The 18,983-nt window shown below is 63.3% G+C and carries 16 protein-coding genes and 1 riboswitch; of the genes, 14 read left to right on the top strand and 2 right to left on the bottom strand.

Going from position 1 to position 18,983, the window contains the following annotated elements; all coding sequences use genetic code 11:
* Positions 1-13 precede the first annotated feature (13 nt).
* Entirely contained in the window at positions 14-4,300 is a 4,287-nt protein-coding gene (locus tag MRBLMC3_RS16435; RefSeq protein WP_363830578.1) for a cadherin domain-containing protein, read from the bottom strand.
* Positions 4,301-4,912: 612 nt separating this feature from the next.
* On the opposite strand from MRBLMC3_RS16435, the gene MRBLMC3_RS16430 reads away from it, so the two are divergent.
* From MRBLMC3_RS16430 to MRBLMC3_RS16385, 10 genes are all read left to right on the top strand, one after another.
* Positions 4,913-5,779, top strand: a complete 867-nt coding sequence (locus MRBLMC3_RS16430) for an endo alpha-1,4 polygalactosaminidase (RefSeq protein WP_363830576.1) — start codon at positions 4,913-4,915, stop codon at positions 5,777-5,779.
* A 220-nt stretch (positions 5,780-5,999) separates the two neighbouring features.
* Positions 6,000-7,421, top strand: a complete 1,422-nt coding sequence (rmuC, locus tag MRBLMC3_RS16425; protein ID WP_363830573.1) for a DNA recombination protein RmuC — start codon at positions 6,000-6,002, stop codon at positions 7,419-7,421.
* 158 nt (positions 7,422-7,579) lie between these two features.
* Positions 7,580-8,212 (top strand): nicotinate-nucleotide adenylyltransferase, encoded by a 633-nt coding sequence (locus MRBLMC3_RS16420; RefSeq protein WP_363738943.1) that lies wholly within the window; start codon positions 7,580-7,582, stop codon positions 8,210-8,212.
* Positions 8,213-8,224: 12 nt separating this feature from the next.
* Entirely contained in the window at positions 8,225-8,614 is a 390-nt protein-coding gene (gene rsfS, locus MRBLMC3_RS16415) for a ribosome silencing factor (RefSeq protein WP_007686701.1), read from the top strand.
* Between the two features lie 145 nt (positions 8,615-8,759).
* Positions 8,760-9,182: a 23S rRNA (pseudouridine(1915)-N(3))-methyltransferase RlmH gene (locus tag MRBLMC3_RS16410; protein WP_363830571.1), complete on the top strand. Its 423-nt coding sequence runs from the start codon at positions 8,760-8,762 to the stop codon at positions 9,180-9,182.
* Between the two features lie 121 nt (positions 9,183-9,303).
* The gene (locus tag MRBLMC3_RS16405) at positions 9,304-10,539 is read left to right on the top strand and encodes a murein hydrolase activator EnvC family protein (protein WP_363830569.1); all 1,236 of its coding nucleotides are present in this window, start codon (positions 9,304-9,306) and stop codon (positions 10,537-10,539) included.
* Positions 10,540-10,663: 124 nt separating this feature from the next.
* Positions 10,664-11,953 carry an RsmB/NOP family class I SAM-dependent RNA methyltransferase gene (locus MRBLMC3_RS16400; RefSeq protein ID WP_363738393.1) on the top strand — a complete coding sequence of 430 codons (1,290 nt, stop codon included), beginning with the start codon at positions 10,664-10,666 and terminating at the stop codon, positions 11,951-11,953.
* A 45-nt stretch (positions 11,954-11,998) separates the two neighbouring features.
* A complete protein-coding gene (locus MRBLMC3_RS16395; RefSeq protein WP_363830566.1) occupies positions 11,999-12,484 on the top strand; it encodes a diguanylate cyclase in 486 nt (161 codons plus the stop codon).
* Positions 12,485-12,610: 126 nt separating this feature from the next.
* Positions 12,611-13,273, top strand: coding sequence for a ribulose-phosphate 3-epimerase (gene rpe, locus MRBLMC3_RS16390; RefSeq protein ID WP_363738389.1), 663 nt, complete (start codon positions 12,611-12,613; stop codon positions 13,271-13,273).
* Positions 13,270-15,036 (top strand): heparinase II/III family protein, encoded by a 1,767-nt coding sequence (locus MRBLMC3_RS16385; RefSeq protein WP_363830564.1) that lies wholly within the window; start codon positions 13,270-13,272, stop codon positions 15,034-15,036. The genes rpe and MRBLMC3_RS16385 overlap by 4 nt, the downstream gene beginning before the upstream one ends.
* A 161-nt stretch (positions 15,037-15,197) precedes the next feature.
* On the opposite strand, the gene htpX is transcribed toward MRBLMC3_RS16385, so the two are convergent.
* Positions 15,198-16,127, bottom strand: a complete 930-nt coding sequence (gene htpX / locus MRBLMC3_RS16380) for a zinc metalloprotease HtpX (protein ID WP_363830561.1) — start codon at positions 16,125-16,127, stop codon at positions 15,198-15,200.
* 86 nt (positions 16,128-16,213) lie between these two features.
* On the opposite strand from htpX, the gene MRBLMC3_RS16375 reads away from it, so the two are divergent.
* From MRBLMC3_RS16375 to MRBLMC3_RS16360, 4 genes are all read left to right on the top strand, one after another.
* Positions 16,214-16,387: a DUF1674 domain-containing protein gene (locus tag MRBLMC3_RS16375; protein WP_133652548.1), complete on the top strand. Its 174-nt coding sequence runs from the start codon at positions 16,214-16,216 to the stop codon at positions 16,385-16,387.
* Between the two features lie 197 nt (positions 16,388-16,584).
* On the top strand, positions 16,585-17,013 hold the full coding sequence (locus MRBLMC3_RS16370) for a hypothetical protein (protein WP_133652712.1): 429 nt from the start codon (positions 16,585-16,587) through the stop codon (positions 17,011-17,013).
* 84 nt (positions 17,014-17,097) lie between these two features.
* Complete coding sequence (locus MRBLMC3_RS16365) at positions 17,098-17,997, top strand: UTP--glucose-1-phosphate uridylyltransferase (protein ID WP_133652547.1); 900 nt, start codon at positions 17,098-17,100, stop codon at positions 17,995-17,997.
* 125 nt (positions 17,998-18,122) lie between these two features.
* A riboswitch (yybP-ykoY riboswitch) is annotated at positions 18,123-18,239 on the top strand.
* Between the two features lie 95 nt (positions 18,240-18,334).
* Positions 18,335-18,913: a TMEM165/GDT1 family protein gene (locus MRBLMC3_RS16360; RefSeq protein WP_363738385.1), complete on the top strand. Its 579-nt coding sequence runs from the start codon at positions 18,335-18,337 to the stop codon at positions 18,911-18,913.
* Positions 18,914-18,983: the final 70 nt, after the last annotated feature.

Genomic DNA, 18,983 nt, shown 5'->3' with positions numbered 1-18,983 from the left:
CTCATGTCCAGGCCTAAAGCAGGAAATCGCTCGCGGTCAGGTTATGCACACCGATCAACCTGATCGCCATTTCAATCGTTGCAGGATTATTGTCCGTATTCGCTTCGACAAAGCTATCCGTGCCGTCCGAATAGACATGGATCTGTCCGGGCGCGGTGAAGGCTCCTGTAACGAATGCGAAGTGCTGACTGCCGCCAAGCACAATATTGGCATCGATGCCAGACAGGCTTATCTTGTCGATGCCATCCTCGAAATCCATGATCCGATCCATGACGAGGGGCGTGCTGTTGCCGATTGCATTGTAGATGAACAGATCGGCACCCGAACCCCCCGTCAATATATCGGCCCCCGCTCCGCCGGTGATGCGATCATTGCCTGCTCCGCCATCGATAACGTCATTACCGCCATTGCCGACCAGCGTGTCGTTGCCGCCGTTGCCGATCAGCGTGTCGTTGCCCGCCGCTCCCTTCAGCGTATCTTCCTCCCCCGTGCCCGTCAGCGTCGATCCGCCATTCGCCGCCGTCAGCGAAACGCCTTTGACGTTGGTGATGACGATGGTCAGGTTCTGGAAATCCTGCGCACCCAGGCTGTCGGTCGCCAACACCTGCACCTGGTAGCGGTTGTCCTGATTGGAGTCGGTGGGACTTTCGAAATCCGCAGCCGTTTTGAAGGTCAGGACACCCGTGGCCGGATCAATATTGAAGAGTGATCCATCAACTGCCGATCCCAGCGAATAGCTGACGGTCTGGCCGATATTGACATCGGTCGCATGGACAGTCGTCACCGCCGTCCTGTTCTCCGCCACATTGATCGTGGCCGACGCGCCACCGCCATTGGACGTGATGATCGGCGGTGCGTTGAATATGGTGACGGTCACTGCAATGGCCTGTTGGTCATAGAATGTTCCGTCCGAAGCGCGAACCGTCACATCGTAGACATTGTCGTTGCCGGCATCGGTCGGCAGCAGAAAATTGGGCGCGTTCAGGAAGTTGAGCTGGCCGGTCGACGCGTTGATCGTGAATTTGCTGGCATCCGCTCCCCCGGCGATCGAATAGACCAGCGTCGTGCCGACATCAGGATCGATGGCCGTCACCTTCATGACGGGTTTCGTGCCGCTGGAAACGGAAATGGCAGCCGTGTCGCCACCGCCGCCCGAAGTGATGACGGGCGTGGATTCGTTCGCATTGGTAATGGTGACGTTGATCGCCTGATCAGCGAACAATGTCCCGTCGGATGCGCGGACGGTCAAGCTGTAGACATTGTTTCCGTTTGCATCGGCAGGGGCTTCGTAATTGGGCGGGGTCAGGAAACTGAGCGCTCCCGTCGATGGATCAATCGCAAATGCCGTGCGATCCGGACCCCCGACGATCGAATAGACCAGCGTCGTCCCCGCGTCGGGGTCGATCGCCTGGACCGTGGTCACTATGGTGGTGTTTTCAGGAACGGAGATGGCCGCTGACGCTCCACCGCCATTTGAGGTGATGACGGGCACCTCGTTCACATTGGTGACGGTGACCGCCATGGCCTGTTCATCGAACAGATAGCCGTCGGAGGCGCGGACCACCACATTGTAGACATTATCCTGGCCGACATCGGTGGGCGCTTCGAAATTCGGTGCGTTGATGAACGAAAGTACGCCGGTCGTGCTGTTGATCGCGAACCTGGCCGCATCCGCCCCGCCGGATATGGAATAGGCGACGACGTCACCGACATCCGCATCGGTGGCGGTGACGGTGGTGACCAATGTGCCGTTCTCCGGCCTTGAAAACACCGCGCTGTCGCCGCCGCCGTCGGAAGTGATCACGGGCTGATATCCCGTTTCCAGCGTGACATTGTGAAGGCCGGAGCTGCCGAGATCCAGCGTCACGATCTCTCCGACCTGGCTGGCCAATGTGGCGCCGCTGACGATGACGCCCTTGGCGCCGGGATTGGCGATATCGATGATGACCTTGCCCTCGCCCACCAGCGAGAAGGCCAGATTGCGACCGTCACCCGTGACGTTCATCAGCACCGACCGCATCGGCAGGTCGATGATATGGGTCACGTCGTCTGCCGCAGCGCCCATGTGGATGGTGAATGTGCCGCCGCTCTGCGGCAGGAATACGCTGTCGCTGTCATAGGCATACCAGCCCGAGACATTCTGTATGACCAGTGATCCCTGGCGGTCGACATCGAGCGAGAGATTGCCGACATTGGCTCCCGTGACGGAGGCGGTGATGGTGGTTCCAACCACCGTCGAGGTGATTGTCGAACTCTTGAGCGCCGTCATCCGGTGCGCCAGATCGTCCAGTGTCACAAATTCCATGTTGGCCGCGACCGCATGTTGCAGCCAGGCGTTGAACATCGAAATGTCATAGGGGCCGTCAGCCGTCGGACTGCCCGACACGAAGTCCGCCGCGCCATAATCATGCCAGGGCCAGACGATCACAGGGGTTTGCGCATTGGCAACGAGCTTGTCGAATTCGGCCAGCCAGGCGCTGGTGGCATCAGCCACGCTCTTTCCCTGGAACTCGACCAGGGTAAAATCGAAGGAGGTGTTGGGCGCGAAATAGATCTGGCTCTGATTGTCGGGCGTCATATAGCCGAAGGCATTGGGAAAGCCCGCCCCCTGCGCCGCATAGCCGCCCGTCAGATAATCCGTCACATATTTCATGATCTCCTGGGAGACCGGCAGCGTTTCCGGCATGCCGGGGACAGCGGCGCCGGCCACCTGGAAGGCGTAGCCCAGATAATTGCTGAGCTGGGTGTTGATGATCGAGGTGCTGCCGCCGAACTCCGTCGCGATCTGGCTCGCGCTCAGCTTGTTGGTATCGTCAGGATGGGTCAGGCTGTGCGTGCCGATCTCGCTGCCCAGATCCAGTATCGCCTTGTAATAGGGCGCCGATATGGCCCAGTCCGTGCCGGTGCCGTTCGTTCCATTCCCGACATTGATGAAAAAGCTGCCGACGAAATTGTAGTCGGCCTTCCATTGGGTGAGGATGGGCAACAGCTTGTCGTAGATGCCCGGCGTGGATCCCGGCGGATTGACGTCTTCCAGTTCCTGGCTCTGATCCATGTCGACGCGCGCAGCGACGATGCCGGAATCGCGGGTCAGATGCAGGCCGACCGACAGGCCGGTCCCGTTGACCGCATAGCTTATCGCCTGTTGCAGCATATTGGCGTCGGCCATGACGCCGTCGCTGGAGAAGAGGACATTGCGCGCCGATCCCGTCTGGGTGGCGAGCGCCGCCGTATAGGTCTGGCCGCCGTTGATGGTTTCGGTCGCGATCGTCTGGCCAGTGCCGCTGACGCTGGTGAAGGCGTTCCACCCGACATTGGTGTAGCTGTTGACGAGTTGTCCGTTCGTATAGTGATCCAGCACTAGACCCGCCGGATCGGTCGCGTTCACCTGCACGTTGCCGGTGCCCCCCGTGACCCGCGTGGCGTCGAACAGGACCTTCATCGCCGCATAGGGATCACCCGGAAGCGGGTCGCCGCCAATGGTGCCTCCACTCACATAGGGCTGGTTCGTCATGAACTCGCCCGCGGTGATGAGCCCTATGCCCAGTTGCTTGCTGGCCATTTCGAGCGTGTGGGTAATCGCCTCCACCTGGTCGACCGGTACGTTGCGGAAGGACGGAAAGACCAGCGCGTCATAATGGGAAAGCTTGTTGAGATCGGTCAGATCGGCTTCGGTCAGGATGTCGAAGGGGATGCCGGCCTGCATCGCCTGGGACTGGACCGACATGAAGAGCTGGGAATAGGCGGTCGAGTTGAAATAGGCATCGGAGGTCGTCTGCGAAAAGACGATGCCGATCCGCATGTCGGGCGCCTCGGTCGCCGTCGGCTGATTGAAGACCGTGAAAGGTGCAGACTGGTAGTTCGACGGCAGGAAGATCGTGTCGTTGATGTCGTAATAGCTGTACATCGCCGCCGGATTGCCCACCGAAGCGGTCGGCAGCCGGAATTCGACGGTCGTGTGATCAGCGGACCAGGCGGCGGTCAGGCCGCCGAGCACCAGGGTCTCACCTGCAGCGCCGGTATAGAGATTGATCGTCCCGTCGGCGGCGAAATTGATGTTATATTCCGCGCCGCCCGCATAGCCGAATATCTGATAGCCGGTGGACGTCTTGCCATCCGTGTTCAGCCAGATCGTCGTATTCGTCCCGATGGCGACGGGCGCCTTCAGCGCGAAGACGAAGTCGCCATTATCCACGGTTGAATAGATCTGATAGCCGGAATTACTGTTGTCATCGATCCGATCGGTGGCAAACCAGTCATCCAGAGAGCCGTCTATTGTGACGCTATGGCCAAAGGTCATGACAAACCCCCAAACTTATGGATCCTGGAAATCACATCATAAGTTTGCGACCTGAACGTTTTTTCTTTTATTCGGCAAAGCCGAGACAGAACATATATTGGACAATGAAGGACAGCACTTCTCCTGGCATCGACGATAAATCGATGCCATCCGGCCCGTCCCGGCCATTATCCGTGCCAATAAGGCGATATCAGAGTAAAAAGCTCACTTTTCTCAAAACGCCCTTGCGGCCCGGACATCGGAAGCGCCGCATATGGCTACAGTCAAACCACGCAATCTTGGGGCGACTCGATTTTTAACAATTTTTTTCCATGGTTAATGTGCTGTTAGATACGATCTTATGTCAACTTCATTTAACCAGCATTCCCATAAAATTGTCCCGTTCATGAATAGATTGGTCTATCATTCGACATATGAGATCGTCGATTATAAAATTTGATTTATATCTTAGGGTATATCCCAGAGTGAGTTGTTTTTCTTTATAAGGTTGCCAGTTTTGATTGCCCGTCCCGCCGGAACCATTTCGTGATCCACGATCAATGTTCCCGAAATACAGGGACCATGACTATGTCTCCGGCTCACAAAAATCTCTCGCAACTCAGCGCCTTGGCAATGGCAGCTTTGATGCTTGCTGGCTGTGGTGGTGGCGGTAGCGGTGGCGGCGCCAACAACAATAGCGCCCCGACTCCGACGCCCGCGCCAACACCAGCGCCTTCGCCCAGCCCGTCACCGACCCCGTCACCGCCGCCGCTGTCCAGTTGGGACTGGATATTGCAGAGCCAGGGATTACCGGCGACACCGCCTGCGGTCGCCTATCTCGACGTCGACGGGTTCGACACGCCGACGAGTTATGTGACGCTTGCCAAGGCCAGCGGGATCAGGACGATCTGTTATCTCGACATTGGATCGGCCGAAAATAATCGTCCAGACTATGCCAGCCTGGCCGCCATTTCCGGACTGTTGGGCAACAGCTATCCCGGTTTTGCGGGGGAACGCTATATCGACATCCGCCGCTATCCCGAGTTCATCCAGATCATGGATGACCGATTGCGCATGTGCCGCGACAAGGGATTTGATTATGTCGAATTCGACGTCATGGATTCCTTCGAGGATGGCGCATCGACCACCGGCTTCGCCCTGACCGAGCAGGATATGATCGATTATGTCACCGCCCTGTCGGTTCGGGCACGGGGCTATGGGCTGAAACCGGTGCAGAAGAACGCGAGCAAATCATCCGCCAAGCTCCTTCCCCTGTTCGACGCGATCCTGTTCGAAGGCTGCGTCCTGGACAATTTCTGTTCCGATACCGCGCCCTATATCGCGGCGGGAAAACCCGCCTTCAATGCGGAATATCCGGAAGAATGGCCAGCAGGCTCATTCGATCGAACACGGGTGTGCAGTACATCTGTCAGTGCGCAGATTTCGACGATCATCACCGTCGTCGCGCTCGATCGGCCTGCGCCCGACCGGTGCAACTGACATGATCCATTGATAATTTCGGCAGAAATGGAGCGGATTTACGCGTGCAAAAGGGAAATTCGACAATCTATTTCTTGCACTATTTCTCTTTAATATCGGTTACGACTTGTCACTATTCTTAAGTTTTTATCTGTTTTTTCAATTCTGTGGCGAGACAATCCGACTTGCGGCATTGACGTCATGCGGCTAGGTTCACCTTTCGTTCTGGAAAGGGGCATATATGGACAGCCTGGCCACCATCTTTGTCATTGTCGCTCTGGTCGCGGGGCTGGCGATCGGCTGGCTGGCGCGGGGCCGGTCCGTGGCTCCGCTGCTGGCGGAAAAGGCCGATCTGGCGGGCAAGCTCGACATGGCGGCGGCCCAGCGCAATGCCGCCATCCAGGAACTGGTGGTGGCGCAGGAACGCGCGGCGCAGGCGGCGGATCTGGCGCAGAAGGTGGAAGCGGAGCGCGCGGCGCGGGAAGTGGCGGGGCGGGAACTGGCGGCGTTGCGATCCGACACGCAGGCACGGGCGGAAGCCTTCGAGGCGCAGATCGCCGCGCTCAAGGACGCGAAGGAGCAGCTTTCCGCCCAGTTCAGCGAGATTGGCGGCAAGCTGCTGCACCAGGCGCAGAGCCATTTCCTGGAACGCGCCGACCAGCGCATGACGCAGGCGCATGAGAAGAGCGAGGCGCAGCTCAGGCAATTGCTGCATCCGGTCAACGAGACGATCCAGCGCTACGACCAGAAGATCACCCAGATCGAGCAGCAGCGGACAGAGGCCTATGGCATCCTTCGCGGCGAGATCGAATCGATGAAGACGGGCCAGGAGGCGGTGCGCGCCGAGGCCCAGCGGCTGGTCGATTCGCTGCGCCATGCACCCAAGGCGCGCGGGCGCTGGGGCGAACAGCAGTTGCGCAATGTCCTGGAAACCTGTGGGCTGTCCGAGCATGTGGATTTCCGGACCGAAGTGAGCGTGGAGGGCGAGGACGGCCGTTTGCGCCCCGATGCGATCCTGCGCATTCCGGGCGGGCGGGCGCTGGTGATTGACGCCAAGGTGTCGCTGAATGCCTATCAGGATGCCTATGGCGCGGAGAGCGAGGAGGAGAGGAAACGGCTGCTGTCCGCCCACGCCGCCGCCATGCGCGCGCATGTCGATACATTGGGGCGGAAAAGCTATGCCGACCAGTTCGACGAGGCGCCCGATTATGTGATCATGTTCGTGCCCGGCGAACATTTCCTCTCCGCGGCGCTGGAGCATGATCCCCAGCTTTGGGACCATGGCTTTGCAAAGCGGGTGCTGCTGGCCACGCCGACCAACCTCATCGCCATCGCCCGGACCGTCGCGGCGGTTTGGCGCCAGGAAAAGATGGCGGACGAGGCCAAGCGAATCGGCATGCTGGGGAAGGAACTATATGAGCGGCTGGCCGGAGCGGCGAGTTCGCTCAAGAAGCTGGGCAACCGGCTGAACGGGGCCGTGGCCGATTATAACAGCTTCGTCGGCAGCTTCGAAGGTCGTGTGCTGGTGACGGGGCGCAAGCTTCGCGACCTCAATATCGAGACGGGTGGCAAAGAACTGGAGGAACTGGAGCCGGTGGAGGCGCTGGTCCGCGAACCCTCTTCGGCGGAAGCGATTCGGGCCCTGCCGAACGCGGCAGAATAGAAGGCGGCATGAAATTAGGAAGCTAACCAATGCCGTTCACCACAGGATGGGACGCTGAGATTGCTTGTCGCGGCCATTTATTAGCTCACTAAGAATAAGAGAGTGCTCCCGTCACACCCGTTGAATTTGCGTGCGGGGCCGCTGACTGGCATGGGCGAATCATGAAACGCATCGGCCTTCTCGGCGGCTCCTTCAATCCGGCGCATGACGGACACCGGGATATTTCCCTGTTCGCGATCGATGCTCTGCGACTGGATGAAGTCTGGTGGCTGGTCTCTCCGGGCAACCCGCTCAAGCCGAAAACCGGCATGGCGCCCCTACCCGCCCGTCTTGCCCACGCCCAAAAAGTTGCGCGGCGCAACCTCATCCGGCCAACTGCGATCGAGGCGCGGCTTCATACCCGCTACACGATCGACACGGTGAAGGCGCTGCAAAGCCGCTATCGCCGCAATCGCTTCATCTGGTTGATGGGGGCGGACAATCTTGCCCAGTTCGGCCAATGGAGGGACTGGCGTGGCATAGCCCGGATTATGCCCATTGCCGTAATCGCCCGGCCCGGCTATGATGAGGACGCCCGTGGCTCATCGGCCATGAGCTGGCTGCGGCGCTTCGTCCGGCCCGCACGCCAGAGTGCAGCATGGACGGATTGGAGACCGCCGGCGCTTGTGCTTCTGCGCTTTCGCCCTGATCCAAGATCGGCGACCCTGCTGCGGCAGGCAGACCCCCTCTGGCATCGCGAATATGAACACAAACGCGTGCGCGACCCGCTCACGCGCCGGTTGATTGTCTAGAATGGAGCATCTTTGACCAGACCGCATCCCGCCAACGACACGGCTCATAATGCCGACAGCGTTGCCGCCCTGCACGACCTTGTCTTGAAGTCGCTTGACGACGACCAGGCGCAGGAAACCATCTCCATCCCCCTCGAAGGCAAGAGCAGCATCGCCGATCATATGGTGATCGCCAGCGGGCGTTCATCCCGTCAGGTGGCATCGATGGCGCAGAAGCTGGCCGAGCGGATCAAGCAGGCGACTGGCCGCTCCGCCCGCGTCGAGGGCCTGCCCGTGGCTGATTGGGTGCTGATCGACGCGGGTGACGTGATCGTCCACCTTTTCCGGCCGGAGGTTCGCAGCTTCTACAATCTGGAACGGATGTGGGGTTTCGTCGACGCGCCGGTAGCGGGAACCGCCTGAGCCGCCCTTCGACAAGCGTGTCCTGAGCCGTTAGAGCGATTTCCAAGCGATCGGAACCGATCGCTGGTTAAGAAATCGCGGAAAACAAGGAAACCTGAGCGGCGATCTGATTCAATCAGATCGAAACCCGCTCTAGTGGGGGGACATGCTTCTCCACATCATTGCCCGCGGAAAGATCGGGCGCTCGCCCGAAGCGGAACTGGTCGACCGTTATGCCAAGCGGCTGACCATGCCGTTCAAGATCACCGAACTGCCCGACCGGGGCGGCAAGCTGCCGCCGGCCTCGCCGGGCACGGTGACCGTCATGCTCGACGAAAAGGGCAGGCAACTCAGTTCCCTTGATTTCGCCCGTCATGTCGAGGGCTGGCGCGATTCCGGCAAGCGCGAATGCCGCTTCCTGATCGGCGCGGCCGATGGCTTCGACGATGCGGAGCGGGACAAGGCCGACCTGCTGATCGCCTTTGGCGCGATGACATGGCCGCACATGATGGCCCGCGCCATGCTGGCCGAGCAATTATGGCGGGCTTGCTCGATCCTGGCCGGCCATCCCTATCATCGCGAGGGATAGCGCCCACCGGACCCGTGTTCCTGCGCCGATCAGGAATATGCGGGAATGGAGGTTCTTTCATTCCGCCCAAACACGGCCTAGTCAGATGCGGTCGGCATAGCGGGCCGGCAGGGGGCCTTGGTTGAGACGGACGGCAATCTTCGCGGCATGTCTTGCTGGTGCGGCGGCGCTCGCCGGATCGCGCCTGCCCGCCGCCGATGGGCAGGCCATCATCCTGACGGGCACTGGCGGGACCAGCCTCAGCGAGGAACAGGCCGCCCTGAAGACCGCGCGCCGCCAGTCGGAGGAAGCGCGGTCGCGTTCCGAGCGGCTGGAGAAACAGGCGGCCGCGGCCCGCAGCGAAGCCGATCAGGCCCGTCGCCGCGCCGCCGCCATGGCCGCCCGCATCCAGCAGGCAGAGGCCGACATCCAGGCCGCGCAGGCCCGCATCGCCATTGTCGCCCGGCTTCAGCGCGCGCAGGCCGCTCGTCTGGCCGCCAGGCAGGAGCCAGTGGTGCGCCTGACCGCCGCCTTGCAGATGATGGCGCAGCGACCATTGGCGCTGGCGCTCGTCCAGCCGGGATCGATCGACGATGCCATCCATATGCGCGCCGTGCTGGCACAGGTGCTGCCCGTCATCGAGCAACGGACAGCCGGCCTGCGCGCGGAACTGGAGCGCAGCCGCGCGCTGCGCGCCACTGCCGAGCAGGCGGCGGCGTCCCTGGCGCAGAGCCAGGAGGACCTGAAGCAGAGGCAGGCCGCGCTGCAAAAGCTGGAAGCGCAAAAGCGGCTCGCGGCGCAGGATTACCGCGCCAATGCCGATCTGGAAAGCGACCGGGCGCTCGCCCTTGGCGAGCGGGCCCGCGACATCGTCGACCTGATGGACAGGCTGGAGGAGGCAGGTGACCTGCGCGACCGGCTGGCTGCCCTGCCGGGGCCCCTGCTGCGCCCCGCCCGACCTGACCAGGCCCGCGCCCCCGCGCCCGCCCGTCCACGCGGCATGGGCGCGCCGCCGCCCTATCGCCTGCCCGTGGTCGGCGAGCTGGTGACCGGCATGGGCGAGGTGTCGGAAGGCGGCGTCCGGTCAAGGGGCCTCACCATCGCCACGCGGCCCGATGCGCTGGCGGTCGCGCCGACCGCGGGGCGCGTCGTCTTTGCTGGCCCCTATCGCGGCTACGGGCAGATCATCATCATCGACCATGGCGGCGGCTGGACGACGCTGATCACCGGGCTGCTGCGGCTGAACGCCGCCGTGGGCGATGTGGTGCGGCAGGGCGATCCGCTGGGGAATGCCGGGCCGGGACGACCCAGCGTCACGGTCGAGCTGCGGCGCAATGGCCGCCCCGTGGACATTGTGCCGCTGGTGGGCGCGGGCTGATCCAGGCCGTTTGCGTCGGCAGGGCGCGGGCCCCGCGTTCGCCGCCAGGCCCCCGATCGGCAAAGGCGCGACTCGCATTCGAACACAACTTACTTTCCCTCGCATTTTGCCCTAGGCGCTTTCCATGCCCCGACCATCTGCCCCCAAGGACGTCCCCGGCCTCCCCGCCCGCCGCGCCGCGCTTCGCCTGCTGGATGCCGTTCTGCGCCGCGGCGATCCGCTCGAAGGCGCGCTGCATGGCGCGGCGCAGGGGCTTGCCCCGGCGGACCGGGCGCTGGTCCACGCCATCGCGGCCGAGACGCTGCGCCACCTGCCGGACCTCGACGCGCTGATCGACAGCGCCACGCGCCAGCCGCTTCCCCATGATGCCAAGGCGCGGATGGTCCTGCGCATCGCCCTTGTCCAGGTGCTGGCACTGGGCACCGCGCCCCACGCCGCCATCGCGACGGCCCTGCCGCTGGTCGATGGCGGCCCCCGCAAGCTGGTGCATGGCGTCTTCGGCACGCTGACCCGCGCCGATCCCGCGCTACCCTCGCCACCCACGCTGCCGCATGAGACCGCCAGCCGCTGGGCCGCGCAATGGGGCGAGGCCATGCCGCAGGCCGCGGCCCACGCCTATGCCCAGCGTCCGCCCGTCGACATCAGCCTGCGTGATCCCGGCCAGACCGCGCATTGGGCCGAGGCCCTCAATGGCCTGAGCCTTGCCCCCGGCCATGTCCGCCTGCCCGAAGGCGCCGTCATCCCGGATCTTCCCGGCTTCGACGAAGGCGCCTGGTGGGTCCAGGACCTGGCCGCTTCCATCCCCGCGCGCCTCCTAGGCAGGGGAGAAGGACGCGATGTGCTGGACCTCTGCGCGGCGCCTGGCGGCAAGACGATGCAGCTTGCCGCTGCCGGCTGGCGCGTGACGGCGGTCGACCAGTCCAAAAAGCGCCTGGAGCGCCTGAATGAAAATCTGGAGCGCACCGGCCTGTCCGCCGCGATCGTGCAGGCGGACCTGCGCCTGTGGGAACCCGACGCTCCGGCGGACGCCATATTGCTCGACGCGCCATGCACCGCGACCGGCATCTACCGCCGCCATCCCGACGTGCTGCACCGTATCGGCGCGCGGCAGATAGCGGAGCTGGCCGAGATCCAGGCCGAACTGCTGGCGCGCGCCGCGGCGTGGCTGAAGCCGGGGGGCATGCTGATCTACGCCACCTGTTCGCTCGAACGCGCCGAGGGCGAGGAGCAGGTCGCCCGCTTCCTCGACGAATGGAAGGATTTCAGCGCCTTGCCTGCGACGGCCGCCGAATTGCCTGACGGCATCCAGCCTACGGCGCAGGGCTGGGTCCGCACCCTGCCGGACAATCTCGCCGCGCAGGGCGGCACCGATGGCTTTTTCGTCGCAAGGCTGATACGATCCATCAAGCCTTAACCAGACCAGCCCTATGGTGCGATCCGGCATTCAGAAAGACCTGTCTTGCGCCCGACCGAGCCTCTTCCCCTGCATCATAGCTGGCCGCTCTACGCCTTGCGAGACCATCTGGCGCCCGTGATGCTGGACGACCGGATCGCCAGCGACGATGGGGCACTGGCGGAACGCGGCCTTGGCCTGTGGCATTGCGACCTTGGCGACGACAGTCTGAGCTGGACCAACGGCGTCTATGATATTTTCGGGCTGGAGCGCGGGATAACGGTTCCCCGCCCCCTCGCCGTGTCGCTGTACACAGCCGAAAGTCGTACCGCGATGGAACAGTTGCGCGCCTATGCGATCCGCCACAGGCGGGGCTTCACGGTGGACGTCGACATCCGTCCGGCGGATGGCGGCGAATGCGCCATGCGCCTGATCGCTGCGCCCATCGTCCAGCGAAATCAGGTGGTTGCCCTGCACGGCGTCAAGCAGTTCCTGCCGAAGGGTTCGAAGCCGTCGACGGGACTAGACCCGACATTGTTCGTCCTCTCCTGAAAGCCCGCGATTCGGATCGGCACGTCCCGGCCAAAGCACGTGCCGAAAGCCTGTGGCCAAAAGCCTGTGGATAGCGTTAATCGAACGTTGCCCTTGGCTGCGGCCAAGGCTAAGGCCGATAGTCAAATGACCAGCCCGATCCTGATCTCGCCCTCCATCCTGTCCGCCGATTTCGCCCGTCTGGGCGAGGAGGTCCGCGCCATTGACGAGGCCGGGGCGGACTGGATCCATATCGATGTGATGGACGGCCATTTCGTGCCCAACATCACCATCGGCCCCGGCGTGGTGAAGGCGCTGCGCCCCCATACGAAGAAGCCGTTCGACGTCCACCTGATGATCTCGCCCGTGGACCAGTATCTGAACGCCTTTGCCGAAGCGGGCGCCGACATATTGACCGTCCATCCGGAGGCCGGGCCGCATATCCACCGCTCCATCCAGCATATCAAGTCGCTGGGCGTGCAGGCAGGCGTGGTGCTCAATCCCGGCACCCCGGCCAAGATGCTGGATTACCTGATCGATGATGTCGACCTGATCCTGGTGATGAGCGTCAATCCCGGCTTTGGCGGACAGAGCTTCATCAGCAACCAGCTTCGCAAGATCGAAGCGATCCGGAAGATGATCGAGAAGTCAGGCCGCGACATCCGCCTTCAGGTGGACGGCGGCATCGACTTCGCCACCGCGCCCCGCGCCATTGAGGCGGGCGCCGATGTGCTGGTCGCCGGCACAGCGACCTTCCGGGGCGGGCCGTCCGCCTATGCCGACAATATCCGGACGTTGCGCGGCGGGTGAGCGACCGCCGCCGCCTTTCCCCCCATCCCGCCCCCGAGGAGGCCGGATCCGGCCCGGAGGACGGGATCGAACAGGGCAAGCGGCTCATCCGCATCGCGGATGACAAGGGACTTTCGCTGGCGCAACGCATCGCCAATCGCTTCTATCTCCTGAGTTGGAAGACGCCGATCCACGGCCGCCGGCTGAAGGGCAAATATCCACTCAAGCTGCTCGCCGTGCCGGACGACGAAATTCCCGGCAACGCCCATGCGGGCCAGGCGATCCGTGCTGGCTATTTCCTGTTCCGGGGCCAGAAACTGCCCCTGGACAGGCTGGATTTCGCCAATCCCGGCGTGCCGGCGGGCTTTGCCGATTATCTGCACGGTTTCCATTGGCTGCGCGACCTTGCCGCCGTGGCCACCCGCGAACAGGCCGCGCCGATTGCCGAAGGCGTCATGCGCAAATGGCTGACCGCCCATGCCGACACGCCCAGCGAACCCGCCTGGCGCGCCGACAATGCGGGCTGGCGCCTGTTCTTCTGGTCGGCCTATGCACCGCTGATCCTCTCGTCCAGCGACCTTGTCTATCGCTCGCTGGTACTGAACTGCATCGCCCGCACCGCCCGCCATCTGGACCGCGGCGCGGACAAGGCGCCGGTCGGGCTGCCGCGCCTTGTCGCCTGGGGCGGGATCGTGGCGGCCTCTATGCTGCTGCCCGGCGGCGCGACGCGCAAGCTGTTCGGAGAAGCCGGCCTCAAACGCGCACTCGACACCGGCCTTCATGGCGATGGCGGCATCATTTCGCGGTCGCCGCTGGACCAGCTTGAAGCCATCATGCTGCTGACCATGGTCGCCGCCGTCTATGAGGTGCGGCGTGAACAGACGCCCGCTTTCCTGATGGAGGCGCTGGCAAGGGCGGTTCCTGCTTTGCTGGGCCTCACCCATGGCGATGGCGGGCTGGGCAACTGGCAGGGGGCCGGCGCCGTCGATCCCGCCACCGTCGAAGCCGTCATCCGCGCCAGCCGCGTCCGCGCGCGCCCGTTGCGGCAGGCCAATGGCTGGGGTTATCAGCGGCTGGCCGCCGGGACCACGGTGATACAGGTGGACGCCGCCCCGCCCCCGGTCGCCCAGTTGGCGGATGCGGGTTGCGCCTCCACCGGCGCGATCGAGATCAGCGACGGGCAGCAGCGGTTGATCGTCAATTGCGGCGGCGCGGCATTGGAGGGCGCGTGGGTACCGCGCGATCTGGCGCAGGGTCTGCGCACCACGGCCGCCCATAGCACGCTGGTGCTGAACGACAGCAATTCCACCGCCCTGCTGCCCGACGGCACGCTGGGCAAGGGCGTGACCGAGGTCGAGATCAACCGGCAGGAAACGGAAAGCGGCAGCCGGTTCGACCTCAGCCATGACGGCTATGTGCGGCGCATGGGCTATGTCCATCGTCGCCTGCTGCTGATGAGCGGAGACGGTAAGGAAATCCGTGGCGAGGACATGCTGACGCCCGCAGCGCGGCGCCGCAAGCCGGTGAAGCTGCCCGTCCAGCTCCGCTTCCACCTGGCGCCCGGCGTTGAACCCACGCCCACAGCCGACGGGATGGGCGCGCTGCTGCGCATCGACACGGGCGCGACCTGGCAATTCCGCGCCAATGCGGGCAAGCTGACGATAGAGGAAGGCCTGTGGGTGGATGCCCATGGCCGCCCCCATGGCACAAAGCAGTTGGCGGTCACCAGCGAAGCCCTGCCGGGCGGATCGACCGTGGGATGGCTGCTGAAGAAAGTCAGCTGAGGGCACCCTACAGCAAATGATCCTCAACAGGGCTTGATCGCCCGCCTCCCCGACCAGCGCTAGAGCGGATTTCGATCTGATTGAATCAGATCGCCGCTTTCGATTCCTTGTTTTCCGCGATTTCTTAACCAGCGATCGGTGCCGATCGCTTGGAAATCGCTCTAGTCCCGCCGGAGCGGATCGAGGGCGCTCGACTTGCGTATCTTGGGCTCGAGGGGCGCCGCAGCGGGAGACAGGGCGGAGGCGCGAGGCGGCATGAACGTGCCGCCCGCCAACTCCTCCAAGGCGGCGATGCGCTTTTCGGTTGCCGGGTGGGTGGAGAAAAGCTCGCTCACATGCACGGGCACGATATAGAGTTGCGCGGCGGCGGGATTACGTTCCGCCACCGGGTTGGGAATCATTTCCGCGCGGCCGGAAATCTTGGCGAGGGCAGAGGCCAGCGCGCGGGGGTTACCGCTGATCTCCGCACCCGCACGATCAGCGCCAAACTCGCGCGTGCGGCTGATCGCCATCTGCACGATCATGGCCGCGAAGGGCGCGACGATCACCGCGAGCAGGGTCGCCACGATATTGCCATGGCCATTTTCCTGATTGCCGCCGCGGAAGAACAGGCCGAAATTGGCGAGCATGGAAATCGCGCCCGCAATGGTCGCCACCATCGTCATGATCAGCGTGTCGCGGTTGCGCACATGGCCCAGTTCATGCGCCATGACGCCGCCGACTTCGTCCCGGCTCAGCATCGAGAGCAGGCCGGTTGTGGCCGCGACGGCAGCATGATCCGGGTCGCGACCCGTCGCGAAGGCATTGGGATGGGCCTCATCGATCAGGTAGACGCGCGGCATGGGAAGGCCGGCGCGCTGGGCCAGCTCTGCAACGAGGGTGTAGAATTCGGGCGCGCTTTGCCCATCCACCTCCCGCGCATTGTGCATGGACAGCACGATCCTGTCGGCGTTCCAGAAGGTGAAGAGGTTCATGCCCGCCGCCACCAGCAGGGCGACCACCGCCCCGCCGCTGCCGCCCAGCGTATAGCCCAATGCCATGAACAGCGCCGTCAGCGCCGACAACAGCATCGCCGTCTTCATCCCACTCACTTGCACAAATCTCCTTTGCGGCCCAGAAGCGGGCCGGCCCTGAATATGGGGTGACGATGACGCGCCCGCAATCGAAAGGATGATCGATGGGAACCTTCAACGGCAAGCGCCCCGCGCATGTGAAGCCGCCCGCGCATCTTTCCAAGAGCCCGCCCGTGCCGCAGCCCGACCCGATCGACAATCCTTCGCCTCATGACGAGGAATTGAGCCCGGTTCGCTATGGCGACTGGGAACGCAAGGGAATCGCTGTCGATTTCTGAACGGTCGTCGAAGAGGGTTAACGGCTCATCGCTGTTTGGGCACAGTTGGCGACGGCCTGTGCCGCTGCTGCGGGCGGCATCGGCGCCCCCCCTAGCCTTTTGCGCTGCAAAACGGGCAGGCTTTCTTTGGAGCGGAAAGCATAACATGCCGGGGCGCGGATGAAGTGAACGTGGTTGCCGAAGTCAATTTGAGGGCAGTGTCGGATTATGCGCCGGAAGATGCGGCGCTTTTATGTGCGGTGGGTCGACTGGTCTGCGCCTGGACGATGCTGGAGCAGAGCCTGGAGGCGAAGATCGCGATGATGCGGGAAGCCATGGGGGATGTGCGGACCGTAGGTGCCCGGACCCGTCCGGGCATGACGAAGCTGATGACCGAAATGCGAACGATGGTGTCGATGCGGGACAGGCGCAATGCCAGCGCATTGATGGAAATATCGGATATCGAGCGCGACATGCAGAGGATCGACCGTTTCCGGTCGCTCATCATCGGCGGCTTTCAGCAGCCCGCGCCCGGCGGTTTCACATGCCGCGATGCGCGGAACAATCAGACGCATGTCTCGCTTGAGCAACTCGAAGCGGAAATTGCATCCCTCGAAAGGGTGGCGCAGCGCCTGCTGGCTGTCTGAAGGGGTTAAGTAATCTTCCATGCTTGATCTTTACGTGGCGGAGGGCGAAGCCTTTCGACGCGCCTAGCGAGAAACAGGAGCCTCATGTCCTATAAACCGATTCGCAAAGCCGTTTTCCCTGTCGCGGGTCTTGGCACGCGCTTCCTTCCGGCGACCAAGTCGGTGCCCAAGGAATTGCTGCCGGTCGTCGATCGGCCGCTGATCCAATATGCCGTCGACGAGGCGCGAGAGGCGGGGATCGAGCAGATGATCTTCGTGACCGGCCGCGGCAAGGGCGCGATCGAGGATTATTTCGACATGGCCTATGAGGCCGAGGCGACCCAGCGCGAGCGGGGCAAGGATCTTTCGGCGCTGGATGGCACCCGCCTGTCGCCCGGCAATGCGGTGTTCCTGCGCCAGCAGGAGCCGCTGGGCCTGGGCCACGCCATCTGGTGCGCGCGGGACATTGTCGGTGACGAGCCCTTCGCCATCCTGCTGCCCGACGAATTCATGAAGGGGACACCCGGCCGGGGATGCCTGAAGCAGATGGTCGATGCCTATGAAAAGGTCGGCGGCAATCTGGTCTGTGCGCTGGAAGTGCCGATGGCCGATACGCCGAGCTATGGGGTGATCGATCCGGGCCAGCGCGACGGCGCCCTGACCGAGGTGAAGGGATTGGTGGAAAAGCCCGCACCGGGTACGGCGCCGTCCAACCTGATCCTGCCGGGCCGCTACATCCTGCAGCCCGAAGTGATGAAGATCCTGGAGACGCAGGAGAAGGGCGCCGGCGGCGAGATTCAGCTGACCGATGCCATGGCGTCGATGATCGGTACCCAACCCTTCCATGGCGTGACGTTCGATGGCCGCCGTTTCGATTGCGGGTCGAAGGCAGGCTATATCGAGGCGAATCTCGCCTTGGCGCTGGATCGCGAAGATATGGGCGAACATATCCGCAAGTTCGCGCTGGCCGAACTGGGCGTCAGCGGGATCGCGGCCGCGGCCTGACAGGGCAGGAAAACGGCAGGATCAGGGAAGGCGCGGCGATGGGAGCCGCGCCTTGACCGGATCCTGCCCCTTGCGGAACAAGGCATCCGCCAGACCTTGCCTCTCCCCCCGAATTATCATAAGGCCCCGGCGTCATCTGGGGAGTAGCCAGCCGTTCCGAAGGGGACGGACCGTTCGTCAACATATTTGGCCGAGAGGTCGTGGCGGACGGGATGCAGGGGACTTTTGAGCCTCCCTGCATCGGGCGAGACCAATGGCATCATCCTCTCCGTCCGGCCGGGCGGGAGCGGATGGTGGCATTGTGTCTTTGTCTTTCGCCTGGCCCGGACAGATCCTGATGGAAGCATTTTTCACCTCCGCCGCACTCGTCGCCCTCGCCGAAATGGGGGACAAGACGCAATTGCTGGCGATGCTGCTCGCCACCCGCTTCCGCAAACCGGTGCCGATCATCGCGGGCATATTCGCAGCAACCCTTGCCAATCATTTCCTGGCCGCCCTGGTCGGTCATTCGGTCGCGGGCGTGTTGAAGGAAGCCTGGTTTCGCTATGCCGTGGCTGCGAGCTTCATCGCCATGGCGGCGTGGACGCTGATCCCCGACAAGATCGACGAGGACGAACCGTTGCGCGCGCCGTCGAAGGCGGGCGTGTTCCTGACGACGCTGGTCGCCTTCTTCCTGGTCGAAATGGGTGACAAGACGCAGGTCGCGACCGTGATGCTCGGCGCGCGGTTCGACAATGTGCTGGCGGTGACGGCCGGCACGACGATGGGCATGATGATCGCCAATGTCCCTGCCGTGCTGTTCGGCGAAGCATTGGCGAAGAAGGTGCCGATGCGCGCGCTCCAGATCGGGGCGGCCCTTCTGTTCCTGGGACTGGGCCTGTGGATGATTGCTGATTTGCAGGGCTGGATCGGGTAAAGCAGTTGTCAGCGGGCGGCGGCTGTTGCAAGGGGATGGCGTACGCGTCCCCTCGAAAAAGGGGATGCGC

The sequence above is a fragment of the Sphingobium sp. LMC3-1-1.1 genome (assembly GCF_040676285.1).
In the GTDB taxonomy this organism is placed as follows: domain Bacteria; phylum Pseudomonadota; class Alphaproteobacteria; order Sphingomonadales; family Sphingomonadaceae; genus Sphingobium.
The sequence above is the reverse complement of the archived record's forward strand: the minus strand, read 5'-3'. Positions and strand labels throughout refer to the sequence as shown.

Bases quoted from the DNA above. Each gene is read 5' to 3' on its own strand.
- MRBLMC3_RS16435 (WP_363830578.1), bottom strand. From the start codon at position 4,300: ATGACCTTTGGCCATAGCGTCACAATAGACGGCTCTCTGGATGACTGG.
- MRBLMC3_RS16430 (WP_363830576.1), top strand. From the start codon at position 4,913: ATGGCAGCTTTGATGCTTGCTGGCTGTGGTGGTGGCGGTAGCGGTGGC.
- rmuC (WP_363830573.1), top strand. From the start codon at position 6,000: ATGGACAGCCTGGCCACCATCTTTGTCATTGTCGCTCTGGTCGCGGGG.
- MRBLMC3_RS16410 (WP_363830571.1), top strand. From the start codon at position 8,760: ATGCTTCTCCACATCATTGCCCGCGGAAAGATCGGGCGCTCGCCCGAA.
- MRBLMC3_RS16400 (WP_363738393.1), top strand. From the start codon at position 10,664: ATGCCCCGACCATCTGCCCCCAAGGACGTCCCCGGCCTCCCCGCCCGC.
- rpe (WP_363738389.1), top strand. From the start codon at position 12,611: ATGACCAGCCCGATCCTGATCTCGCCCTCCATCCTGTCCGCCGATTTC.
- MRBLMC3_RS16375 (WP_133652548.1), top strand. From the start codon at position 16,214: ATGGGAACCTTCAACGGCAAGCGCCCCGCGCATGTGAAGCCGCCCGCG.
- MRBLMC3_RS16365 (WP_133652547.1), top strand. From the start codon at position 17,098: ATGTCCTATAAACCGATTCGCAAAGCCGTTTTCCCTGTCGCGGGTCTT.
- MRBLMC3_RS16360 (WP_363738385.1), top strand. From the start codon at position 18,335: ATGGAAGCATTTTTCACCTCCGCCGCACTCGTCGCCCTCGCCGAAATG.